Source organism: Streptomyces ficellus (assembly GCF_030406405.1).
Taxonomy (GTDB): Bacteria; Actinomycetota; Actinomycetes; order Streptomycetales; family Streptomycetaceae; genus Streptomyces; species Streptomyces ficellus_B.
On the sequence record NZ_JAUEPL010000067.1, the window covers coordinates 1 to 11,427 of the forward strand.

Here is an 11,427-nt window from a genome sequence, read left to right on the forward strand (position 1 = left end):
GTGGGCCCGGCAGCCCTGCGGCCGCCCACCCGGGGGCCGCCCGCCCTGGGCCCGGCAGTGCTGGGCCCGCCCGCCCGGAGGCCGGCAGCCCTGAGCCCGCCCGCCCCGGGGCCGCCCGCCCTGGACCCGGCAGTGCTGGGCCCGCCCACCCGGGGGCCTCCTACCGCACCTGCCACTGCTGGCAGGCGTTGTTCAGCCAGGTCCACTGCCGTACGTCGGCCCCGTCCGCGCCCGAGCAGTCGGCGACGTCCGCGACCTTGCCGCTGTTGGCATTGATCAGCCGGACCCAGCCGCCGCCGGCGGTGATCGCGAGGCGGAAGCTCTGGCAGGTGTTGTTCAGCCGGCTCCACTGGCGCAGATCGGCGCCGTCCGCCGTGGAGCAGTCCGCCGTGTCGAGAGCCTTGCCGCTCGCGGCGTTCACCAGGACGCTGGTGTCGTTGCCGAGGTCCTCCACGCGCCACCGCTGGTTGGCGCCGCCGTCGCAGCTCCACTGCCGCACGTCGGCTCCGTCCGCGCTCGAACTTCCCGCCACCTCCAGGCACTTGCCGCTTCCCCGGTTGACCAGCGTGTACGTGCGCGGGGTGGCGGCCGTCTCGCCGGAAGGGCCCGGCAGGGTGGTGCCGAGCCGTACCGGAGTGCCGAGGTTCGGCGTGCCGTCCGCGTTCCAGGTGAACTTCTGGGCGCGGGTGGTGCGGTTGTTGTCGCAGCCGTCTGAGGCGGCGTCGTTGGCGTGGTAGACGATCCAGCTCTCGGAGCCGTCCGGGGAGGTGAAGAAGCCGTTGTGTCCGGGGCCGTAGACGCCGTTCGCGTCGTCGCGGCTGAAGACGGGCGTGGGCTTCTTGGCAGGACGACGCGGAGAGCGGGTCGCCGCCGGTGAGGGTGAGCATGCCGAGCTTGTAGTCGGGCGTCCAGCAGCCGCCGGCCGAGTAGACGATGAAGGTCTTGCCTCCCCGTTGCAGCACCTGCGCGCCCTCGTTGACGTTGGCGCCGGACTTCTCCCAGGCGTAGGTGGGGCTGGAGAGGGTGGCGAAGGCGCCGCTGACGGTGTACGGGTTGGACATCGGGGCGATCAGCAGGTTCTGGTTGCTGCCCTGCCAGGCGCTGGCCAGCAGGTAGAGCCGGCCGCCGACCGTCATCACGCTGCCGTCGATGAGCCAGCCGGTGTGCGAGGAGTGCGAGAGCCGGTTCTTGTAGTGGTACGGGCCCTGCGGGTCCGCGCCCTCGCTCTCCAGGACGTGCAGGCGCTGGGAGCCGTAGTCCGTACCGTCCTGCCCTGCCGTGTAGTAGAGGTACCAGCGGCCGTTGAGGAAGTGGATCTCGGGTGCCCAGATGTTGCAGCAGCGCGACGCCTCGTCGCCCTGCCACACCTGGATGCTCGGCGCGGTGGAGAGGCCCGCCAGGGTCGGCGACCTGCGCATGGTGATGACGTTGGTCCAGGAGGTGGTGACCAGGTAGTAGTTCCCCTGGTGGTGGGCGATCCAGGGGTCGGCGCCCTTCTGCGCCTTGACGGGGTTGGTGTACGGGCGGCCTTCGGCCGCGCTCACGGTGCCGCCGCTGCCGAGTCCCAGGGCGAGGACCAGGGCGGCGAGCAGGGTCAGTAGGCGACGGGCCATCCGCTGCTCCAGTTCAGAAGGTTGACGCCGAGCTTGGGGGTGCCGTTGTCCTGGCCGTCGTAGTAGTGGTGGACGAGCAGGTCTCCGTCGCTGTCCGCCATGATCGACTGGCCGCCGGGCCCGATGTAGCGGCCGTGGCTCTCCAGGACGGGCGTGCCGCCGTTGTCGAGCATGCTGACGCCGTTCTTGTCGTAGTACGGCCCGGTGACGCGGGTGGCACGGCCCACCTTGATCTTGTACGTGGAGCTGGTGCCCGCGCAGCAGGTGTCGTACGAGGCGAACAGGTAGTAATAGGCGCCCCGCTTGACGATGTACGGCGCTTCGACGGCCTTGGTCCCGGTGGGCCGGGAGGCGAGGGAGCGGCGCGCGGTGTCGCCCGCGTGCTGCTTGCCGGTCGACGGGTCGATGCGGATCATCTTGATCCCGGTCCACCAGGAGCCGAAGGACAGCCACCACGTGCCGTCGCTGTCGGCGAAGAGGTTGGGGTCGATCGCGTTGTAGTCGCTGGACGAGGTGGAGGTGTAGACGGCGCCCAGATCGGTCCAGCTGCCGGGCGCCCCGGTCGTGGAGCGGGCGAGTCCTATGGCCGAGGTGTTGGAGCCGAAGGAGGAGACGGAGTAGTACATCCAGTACCTTCCGCCGCGGTATGAGATGTCGGGCGCCCACACGTCCGAGGTGGAGTTGTAGTTGCGCCACCAGGACGGCCGGGTGGGGAAGGCGGAGCCGGTGCGGGTGAAGTGGACGCGGTCGGTGGAGGTGCGCAGTTGGAGGCCGTCGCCGGTGGAGTAGAGCAGGTACTGGCCGGCCGGGGTGCGCAGCATGGTCGGGTCGTGGACGACGATGTCGCCGGTGACGCGGCCGGGGTCGGGGTAGGCGGACGCGGAGGTGGGGACGAGGGCGAGGAGGACGGCTGCGGGCAGCGCCAGCAAGGTCCTCCTGCGGCGCGACAGCGAGGTGCGGCTCATGGGGGGCTCCTCCGGGAGGGCGGCGGCGCGGGGAGACGCCGCCGCCGTTCAGGGGCGGTGAGGCGATGTGTACGCGTGCGGGTGCGGCCCTTCTGCGTGGGGGGAAGGCAAGCGCTGTTCAACAGGCTGACTGGAATGGGGGGTTCGGCCACAGGCTTGAACGGAACGTAGGGTTGAAGCGCTTCCGCGTCAACGCTTGCCGTCGATCACTTTCAGCCATCTCCCGTCGCCGTCGCGCCGTCCGCCCCGAGACGGATGACGTTCCAGGACATCGGTTCCAGGACGGCGCGCAGGGTGCCGTCCGTGAGCGTGGTCGTGGTGACGGGGTGGGGGGTGACGCGCTCGGGATCGTCAAGGGTGTTGCGCGCGTCCGGGTCGGCCTCGGCCAGCGCGGAGTGCTCGATCACCTCGGTCAGCTCCAGGCCGTGCAGGGCGACGTCCAGCGGCAGCGGCTCGGTCCGGCCCCGGTTGACGGCGAAGACGGTGACGGTGCCGTCGTCGCCGCGTACCGCCGTGGCGTGCAGCAGCGGCACCTCGCCGTACGCGCGCGTCGGGTAGGTGGGCGAGTCGACCCGGACGTCGAGGACGCGGCCGCGCCCGTGGCGGGAGGCCTGGGCGAACGGGAAGAACGTGGTCTGCCGCCAGGCCGGGCCGCCGGGTTCGGTCATGATCGGGGCGATGACGTTGACGAGTTGGGCGAGGCAGGCGACGGTGACCCGGTCGGCGTGGCGCAGCAGGGCTATCAGCAGCGAGCCGAAGACGACGGCGTCGGTGACGGAGTAGTTGTCCTCCAGCAGGCGGGGGGCCTCGGGCCAGTCGAGCGGTTCGGCGTCGGCCTGCTGCTGGAAGCGGCTCAGGTACCAGACGTTCCACTCGTCGAAGGACAGGTTGATCCGCTTCGGCGACTTCAGGCGTGCGCCGACGTGGTCGCAGGTGGCGACGACCTCCTCGATGAAGGCCTCCATGTCGACGGCGGACGCCAGGAAGGAGTCGCGGTCGCCGTCCGTCTCCTCGTAGTACGCGTGCAGGGAGACGTAGTCCACCAGGTCGTACGCCTCCGCCAGGACCGTCGCCTCCCAGGCGGCGAACGTCTCCATGCTCCGGCTGGAGCTGCCGCAGGCGACCAGTTCGACGTCCCGGTCGATCTGGCGCATGGCGCGTGCGGTCTCGGCGGCGAGCCGCCCGTACTCCCCGGCCGTCTTGTGGCCGGTCTGCCACGGCCCGTCCATCTCGTTGCCCAGGCACCACAGCCGGATGCCGTAGGGCTCTTTGTCACCGTTCGCTATCCGGCGTTCGGAGAGTTCCGTGCCGCCCGGGTGGTTGGCGTATTCCTGGAGTTCAAGCGCTTCCGCGACACCGCGCGTGCCGAGGTTGACGGCCATCATGGGCTGCGCCTGCGGGCCGATCTTCTTGAGGAAGCCGATGTACTCGCCCAGGCCGAAGCGGTTGGTTTCGGTGGAGCGCCAGGCGAGGTCGAGGCGGCGCGGGCGGTGCTCGGCCGGGCCGACGCCGTCCTCCCACTTGTAGCCGGAGACGAAGTTGCCGCCCGGGTAGCGGATGGTGGTGACACCGAGTTCGCGGATGAGGTCGAGGACATCGGTGCGCAGACCCGCCTCGTCCGCCTCGGGGTGACCGGGCTCGTGGATACCGGTGTAGACGCACCGGCCCAGGTGCTCGACGAACGAGCCGAACAGACGCGGGTCGACGTCGCCGACGGTGAAGGCGGGATCGAGGGTGAAGCGGGCGGGCAGGGTCATATGGGGGGGTCCTCTCGGGGGGCGAGCGCGTTACTGGCCGGCCAGGCCGGTGTGGGCGACGCCGCGGACGATCTGGCGCTGGAAGAGCGCGAACACGATCAGCAGCGGCAGTCCCGCGATGACGACGGACGCCATCATCTGGGCGTACCGCAGTCCGTAGGACGACTGGACGTTGACCAGGCCGACCGGCAGCGTCATGCCGTTGGGGTCGGTGGTCACGAGGAACGGCCAGAGGAAGTTGTTCCAGGTGGAGATGAAGGTGAAGATGGCGACCGCCGCGAGGACCGGCCGGGACAGCGGCATCACGATCGTCCAGAAGACCCGCCAGCGCCCGGCGCCGTCCACGAAGGCGGCTTCCTCCAGCTCGCGCGGCACGCCGTCGAAGAACTTCACCAGGATGAACACCATGGCGGGAACGGCGACTTGGGGCAGGATGACGCCCCAGTAGGTGTCCACGAGGCCGAGTTGCACCATCTCGGCGAACAGCGGGGCGATCAGCACCTGCGGCGGCACCATGATGCCGGCGAGGACCAGCCCGTACAGCGCCTTGCGGCCCCGGAACTCGGTGCGCGAGAAGCCATAGGCGGCCATCGCGCACAGGACGACGGTGAGCGCGGTCGTCATGACGGAGGTGTAGGCGGAGTTGACCAGCCACTGGGTGAGGTCGCCGGACTTCCACACCTGCCGGTAGGCCTCCAGCGTGAGCGTCGAGCCGATCCACTCCAGCGGCGTCTTCGCCGTCTCGCTCTCCGGCTTCAGGGAGGTGGCCACGGCCCACGCGATCGGCAGCACCCACAGCGCCACCAGGGCGAGGGCGATGACCAGCAGCGTGAGCCGGCCGAGGGTCCAGCGCGGGCTCATCGGGCGTTCTCCTCACGCGTGCGGCGGGACAGCCGCAGGTGCACCAGGGAGACGATCAGGATCAGGGCGAAGAAGACGTACGAGACGGCCGACGCGTAGCCGATCCGGTAGCCGGTGAATCCGGCCTGGTAGACGTACTGGAGGATCGGCCGGGTGGCGTCGTCGGGGCCGCCGCCGGTCATGATGTAGACCTGGTCGAAGATCTTCAGCGAGGCGAGGATCTGCAGGACGACGATGACGCCCGTGGTGGTGCGCAGCATGGGCAGGGTGATGTGGCGCAGCCGGTGCCGGGGCCCGGCGCCGTCGAGTGCGGCGGCCTCGTACAGATGCCGCGGGATCGCCTGGAGCGCGGCGAGGTAGAGCAGGAAGTTGAAGCCGACCGTCCACCACACGGTGGTCAGGACGATGGAGAGCATCGCGTACCGCTCGTCGGTGAGCCACCCGATGCCGGGGTGCAGGCCGAGGGAGGCGAGCGCCTGGTCGGCGAAGCCGAAGTCGGAGGGGTAGATGACCCACAGGAACAGCAGGCCGACGACGCCGGAGGGCAGCAGGAACGGCGCGAACCAGCTGAGCCGCCACAGCCACTGCACACAGCTCAGGTGGTGGGCGAGCAGGGCCAGGACCAGGCCGGTGACGACGAGGGGGACGGTGGACAGGACCGTGAACCAGACGGTGTTCCACAGCGACGACCAGACGCCGGCGTCCTGGAGGGCTTCGGCGTAGTTGTCGAGGCCGATGAACTCGCCGCCCGTACCGGCGATGTTGTCGCTGCGCAGGCTCATACCGATGCCGGAGAGCAGGGGCCAGAGCAGGAAGAGCCCGTAGACGAGGAGGAAGGGCGCGATGAAGACGAGGCCGTGCTCGCTCCAGTGCCGGCGCACGGCCGCGCCCGGGGAGGCGCCGGCGGGCGTGTTCACGGCCGGGCCGGCGGAGGTGCGGACGGTCGCGCCCGCCGGCGCGCTGACGGCCGCCTCCCCGGCCGCGCTCCGGATCGCGCTCATACGGCGGCTCCGAAGGGGTTGGGGGTCTCCAGCAGGGTGCGGAGGCGGGCCTTGGCCTCGGTGAGGGCGTTGCGCGGCGTCCGTGACCCGGTGAGGACGCCGGAGAACACGGCGCCCAGCTCGATCCACATGACGGAGGCGGAGCCGGCGAACCAGGCGGGCTCGTCCAGTGCCACGTCCTCGACGACCGAGCGGTAGGCGGACTGCGGGGTGAGGGCGAGGTATTCCGGGTCCTTCAGGGTGGGCAGGTAGGCGGGTACGTGGCCGCCCTTGGCCCATTCGACGGTGTTCTTGAGCATCCAGGCGACGAAGGCGTGGGCCGCCTCATTGGTCTTCCCGCCTCGGCCGTCCTGGTGCGGCAGGACGAAGGCGTGGCAGTCGGCCTGGGCGGTGGGCCGGCCGAAGAGGTTGGGTACGCGGGTCATCGAGAACGGCAGCCCGGTGGTGAGGAAGGAGCTGATCTCCCATTCGCCGTTGAGGTAGAAGCCGGTCTTCGCGTTGTTGAAGACGCCGACCGCTCCGACGTAGTCGACCCGCCGTACGGCGAGCCCCTCTTCCACGATCATGCGCATGTACTCCAGGGCCGTGAGCGCCTTGGAGTCGTCGAGGGCGATGCTCTTCGCGTCGGGCGAGAGGACGGCGCCGCCCAACTGGGAGTAGAGGGTGGAGAACAGGCGCCAGGGGCCGATGCAGTCCGAGCCGAGCGTCTCGGTGACGAGGGCGGGCTGCCCGGTGACCTGCTTGACGGCGCGCAGGGCCGCGGTGAACTGTTCGGCTCCTTCGATGGGGCGCAGGGTCGTGCCGGGGCCCAGCAGACCCGCCTTCGCGCACAGCTCGGTGTTGTAGAAGAGCACCATGGGGTGGGTGTCGAGCGGGATGGCGTACTGCTCGCCGCCGGCGCCGCCGCGTCGCCAGATGCCCTCGGGGAAGTCGGCCGGGCGCACGCCGTGCCGGGCGAGCAGGTCGAGGTCGAAGGGGTCCAGCAGCCGGCCGGGGGCGAAGCCGGCGAGCCGGGCGAGGTGCAGGACGGCGACTTCCGGTGCCCGGCCTCCGGCGCCCGCCATGCCGAGCTTGGTGTAGTAGGGGGCGCCCCACTGGAAGGTGGCGGCCTCGACCGCGATCCGGGGGTGCTGGGCGCGGAAGGCGTCGAGCATCACCTGCATGTTGATGCCGTCGCCGCCGCCGAAGAGGTGCCAGTAGCGGAGCCTGGTCTTTCCGGCGCCGACCGCCTGGGGTGCGGCGCATCCGGCCGCTCCCGTCGTGCCCGCCGCGCCGGCCGCGAGTCCGCCGATCCCGGCGAGGACCCTCCTGCGGCTCAGGGAAGGTCGTGCCATACCCAGCCCCCCATGTTCGCTAGCCCAACGTTCGACATTTCGAATGCCGCTCGTAACTTCGAACGGGACCGTAGAATCGAACATCATCCGCGTCAATGAGTCGCGCAGACATTGCTCAAATTCCCGGACGCGGTTCGACGTGGCGAACAGACGACATGTCAGTTATGGACGTGGACACCGTCGGGCCGGCCGCCGAAGCCGCGAGCGCGGATCAGGCCGGCGCGGATCAGGCCCGGGCCCTGGGCTCGCCGAAGTGGGCGCGCAGGGCGGCCAGTACGGCGGCGGGCTGTTCGGCGGGGGCCAGGTGGGAGGCGCCCGGCAGTTCGGTGAGGGCCGCGCCCGGGATCGCGTCGGCGATCTCGCGGGCGTGCGCGGGCGGGGTCGCCGGGTCCTCGCGGCCGGCCAGCACGAGCGTGGGCGCCGTGATGGCGGGCAGGGCGGGGCGCAGGTCGTAGCCGGCGAGGGCGTCGCAGCACGCGGCGTACGCGTCCGGGTCGGCCCGGCGCAGGTCGTCGACGAGGCGCGGGTCGGTGAAGCCGGGCGTGAACCAGCGCGAGGGCGCCGTCGCGGCGACCGGGGCGGTGCCCTCGCGGCGCACCAGGGCGGCGCGTTCCCGCCACGGGCCCGGGTCGCCGAAGTGGGCGGAGGAGCACACGACGGCGAGCCGGCCCAGCCGGTCGGGGTAGTGGACGGCGAGCCACAGCCCGACAGCGCCGCCCAGTGACACCCCCGCGTAGTGGAACCGTTCCAGGGACAGCGCGTCGGCCAGGCGCAGGACGTGCGCGGCGAGGTCTCCCACGGTGGCTCCCGGGCCGATCAGGTGGGCGGGGCTGCCGCCGTGGCCGGGCAGGTCCCACCGTATGCGCCGGAAGGGCAGTGTGGGCGCGACGGCGTCCCACAGGGCGGTGGAGGTGCCCAGGGACGGGCCGAGGAGGAGGGCGGGCGCGGTGGCGGGGCCTTCCACGATGTGGTGGAGCAGGGTCATCGGCGTTCCAGGGCGCGGTCGGTGAGGGGGCCGGCCGCGCCGGTGTAGCGCGTGGGGTCGGTGAGTTCCGGCTCCACGCCGAGCACGTCGGCGAGCGGTGTGCCGGTCGTACGGACCTGCTCCGCCGCGCGCGCGAGCACGTCCTTGGGGAAGCGGGTGCGCAGGCGTTCGGAGACGATCAGCCCGTGGGTGAGGTCCAGGTTGGCGCGCATGCGCCCGGGGTGGACGCGCAGCCCTTCCGCCAGCCACGCGGCGTGGTGCGCGGCGCCCCCGACGAGCCGCAGCAGGTCGCGCAGCGTCTCCCACTCGGCGTGCCAGGCGCCGGCGGGCCGTTCGTCCTCGGCGGCGACCGAGCCGTACAGGACGGCCGCGAGCGCGGGCGCGCGGCGGGCGGCGGCCGCGATGAGGGTGGAGCGGACCGGGTTGGCCTTGTGCGGCATGGCGGACGAGCCACCGCCGCTGCCCTCGCTCACCTCGCCGGTCTCGGTACGGGACAGCAGCAGCACATCGGCGGCCGGCTTGCCGAGCGCGCCCGCCGTGAAGGCCAGCGCACCGGCGAGGTCGGCGACCGGGGTGCGCAGGGTGTGCCACGGCAGGGTCGGCTCGGCGAGGCCCAGTTCGCGGGCGTACGCGGCCATCAGGGCGAGCGGATCGGCGCCGTACTCCTGCGAGGCGGCCAACGTGCCTGCCGCGCCGCCGAGTTGGACGGTGAGCCGGTCGCGTACGGCGGTGAGGCGGTCGCGGGCGTCGAGCACCAGGGCGCGCCAGCCCGCCGCCTTCAGGCCGAAGGTCGTCGGCACCGCGTGCTGGGTGAGCGTGCGGCCGGGCATCACCGTGTCGCGGTGCTCGGCGGCGAGCGCCCGCAGCGCCTCGGCGGTGCGCTCCAGGTCGGCCAGGATGAGGGCGAGGGTGCGCCAGGCGACGAGCATGGCGGCCGTGTCGAGGATGTCCTGGCTGGTGGCGCCCCGGTGCACCCACTCCCGGGCCTGCTCGGGTACGGCGGCGGTGAGTTCGGCGACCAGCGGGATCACGGGGTTCCCGCCGGGGCGGGCGAGCAGCGCCAACTCCCGTACGTCGAAGGGACCGGCGCAGGCGGCCGTGATCGCCTCGCTCGCCTCCGGGGGCGCCTGGACGCGGGCCAGGGCGGCTTCCGCGTCGAGCATCGCCCGCAGGAACGCCGCGTCGCGGGTGGCGCCCTCGGCGGGGGCGCCCGCGCGCCCCGGGGCGAGGAGGCCGGCGTCCTCGTAGGTCATGTGAACTCCAGGAAGACGGTTTCGTCCGCACCCTGCAAGCGGATGTCGAACCGGAAGGTGCGGTGCGGCTCGGCACGGGCGACGAGGGTCGCCGCGCGTGCGGGCGGCAGAGAGGCCAGCAGCGGGTCGGCGGCGAGCGCGTCTGCCGGTTCGGGCAGGTGGAGGCGGGTGAAGAGGTGGTGGGTCAGACCCCGGGCGAAGACGCAGACGCTGAGGTACGGGGCGTGCTCACCGCGCGCGCCGGGGCGCAGTGTGCGGACCGCCCAGTGGCCGTCGGCGTCCGTCGGTACGCGGCCGAAGCCGGTGAAGTCGACGCCGTTGCGGCCGAGGAATCCGCCGGTCACCGGGTCACGGCGCATGGAGCCGCCCTTGCGCGGCAGTTCACCGTCCGGGCCGGGGCCCCAGATCTCGATGAGCGCGTCGGGGACGGCGGTTCCCTCGCCGTCGAGGACGTGGCCGTGGACGGTGATCGTGTCGGGGTCGCCGGGCGGGGCTGTCTCGCCGCCGCCGGGGAAGGGCAGGGCGTACCCGTAGAACGGGCCGACCGTGTGGGACGGGGTGGGGCGCGGCGTACTCATCGGCCGTCCTCGATCCAGGTGGCGGCGGGCCCGTCGAGGACGATGTCCCAGCGGTAGCCGAGAGACCATTCGGGCGTGGAGAGGCTGTGGTCGTACGTCGCGACCAGCCGCTGCCGGGCGGCGTCGTCCGTGACGGACTGGAGGATCGGGTCGTACGGGAAGAGCGGATCGTTGGGAAAGTACATCTGCGTCACCAGCCGCTGCGTGAACGCGGTGCCGAACACCGAGAAGTGGAGGTGCGCGGGCCGCCAGGCGTTGGTGTGGTTGCGCCACGGGTAGGCGCCCGGCTTGATCGTGGTGAAGCGGTAGCCGCCGTCGTCGTCGGTGAGGGTGCGGCCGGCGCCGGTGAAGTTCGGGTCGAGCGGTGCGGGGTGCTGGTCGCGCTGGTGGGCGTAGCGGCCGGCGGCGTTGGCCTGCCAGAGCTCGATGAGCTGGCCGCGTACGGGCCTGCCGTGGCGGTCGAGCACGCGGCCGGTGACGGTGATGCGTTCACCGATCGGCTCGCCCCGGTGCCGGCGGGTGAGGTCGTTGTCGAGCTCGGTGACGTCGGTGTCGCCGAAGGCGGGCGAGCCCAGTTCCACGGCTTCCGGGTCGCGTGCGGTGGCGACGACGACGAGGGGCTGGTGGGGGTGGCGCAGCAGACTGGAGCGGTACGGGGGGTAGTCGCGCGGCGGGTGGTCGGCCCGCGGGGCCCCCTCGGCCACGGACTTCTCGTACGCCTCGCGGTGCCGGGCGATCTCGTTGTCCATGTCCTGCTGGGTCAGTGCCATGTCGGTGAACTCCTGTGGCCTCAGCGGCCCGTGCGGACGGGAGCGGCGGTTTTGTGCTGGATCTCTTCGGCGGTGACGCCGGGGGCGGTTTCCACCAGGAGCAGGCCGTCGTCGGTGACGTCCAGGACCCCGAGGTCGGTGATGATCCGGTGGACACAGGCCCGGCCGGTCAGCGGCAGACCACACTCCTCCACGATCTTCGCACTGCCGTCCTTCGCGGTATGGGTCATCGTCACGATCACCCGCCGGGCACCATGCACCAGATCCATCGCCCCGCCGATACCGGTCACCAACCTGCCCGGCACCGCCC

General features: G+C 71.9%; 9 protein-coding genes and 2 pseudogenes. All 11 read right to left on the bottom strand.

All coding sequences use genetic code 11. The features are described from left to right. Positions 1-160 precede the first annotated feature (160 nt). Positions 161-1,613 (bottom strand): annotated as a pseudogene (locus QWM81_RS28650) (family 43 glycosylhydrolase). Further along, positions 1,595-2,578: an arabinan endo-1,5-alpha-L-arabinosidase gene (locus QWM81_RS28655; RefSeq protein WP_290115398.1), complete on the bottom strand. Its 984-nt coding sequence runs from the start codon at positions 2,576-2,578 to the stop codon at positions 1,595-1,597. The pseudogene QWM81_RS28650 and the gene QWM81_RS28655 overlap by 19 nt, the downstream one beginning before the upstream one ends. A 212-nt stretch (positions 2,579-2,790) precedes the next feature. Beyond that, entirely contained in the window at positions 2,791-4,335 is a 1,545-nt protein-coding gene (gene arfA, locus QWM81_RS28660; protein ID WP_290115399.1) for an arabinosylfuranosidase ArfA, read from the bottom strand. A gap of 30 nt (positions 4,336-4,365) precedes the next feature. Then, positions 4,366-5,196, bottom strand: a complete 831-nt coding sequence (locus QWM81_RS28665) for a carbohydrate ABC transporter permease (protein ID WP_290115400.1) — start codon at positions 5,194-5,196, stop codon at positions 4,366-4,368. Beyond that, a complete protein-coding gene (locus QWM81_RS28670) occupies positions 5,193-6,197 on the bottom strand; it encodes a carbohydrate ABC transporter permease (RefSeq protein ID WP_290115401.1) in 1,005 nt (334 codons plus the stop codon). The genes QWM81_RS28665 and QWM81_RS28670 overlap by 4 nt, the downstream gene beginning before the upstream one ends. Beyond that, a complete protein-coding gene (locus tag QWM81_RS28675; protein WP_290115402.1) occupies positions 6,194-7,531 on the bottom strand; it encodes an extracellular solute-binding protein in 1,338 nt (445 codons plus the stop codon). The genes QWM81_RS28670 and QWM81_RS28675 overlap by 4 nt, the downstream gene beginning before the upstream one ends. A gap of 250 nt (positions 7,532-7,781) precedes the next feature. Beyond that, positions 7,782-8,516, bottom strand: a pseudogene (locus QWM81_RS28680) (alpha/beta fold hydrolase); the annotation flags it as partial. After that, complete coding sequence (pcaB, locus tag QWM81_RS28685; RefSeq protein WP_290115403.1) at positions 8,513-9,769, bottom strand: 3-carboxy-cis,cis-muconate cycloisomerase; 1,257 nt, start codon at positions 9,767-9,769, stop codon at positions 8,513-8,515. The gene pcaB and the pseudogene QWM81_RS28680, both read right to left, overlap by 4 nt. Beyond that, positions 9,766-10,347 (bottom strand): protocatechuate 3,4-dioxygenase subunit alpha, encoded by a 582-nt coding sequence (gene pcaG, locus QWM81_RS28690; RefSeq protein WP_290115404.1) that lies wholly within the window; start codon positions 10,345-10,347, stop codon positions 9,766-9,768. Before pcaG ends, pcaB begins: the two co-directional genes overlap by 4 nt. After that, positions 10,344-11,117 carry a protocatechuate 3,4-dioxygenase subunit beta gene (pcaH, locus tag QWM81_RS28695; RefSeq protein WP_290115405.1) on the bottom strand — a complete coding sequence of 258 codons (774 nt, stop codon included), beginning with the start codon at positions 11,115-11,117 and terminating at the stop codon, positions 10,344-10,346. The genes pcaG and pcaH overlap by 4 nt, the downstream gene beginning before the upstream one ends. A gap of 20 nt (positions 11,118-11,137) precedes the next feature. Then, positions 11,138-11,427, bottom strand: a 290-nt coding sequence (locus QWM81_RS28700; RefSeq protein WP_290115406.1) for a CoA-transferase, incomplete at its 5' end; no start/stop codon positions are given.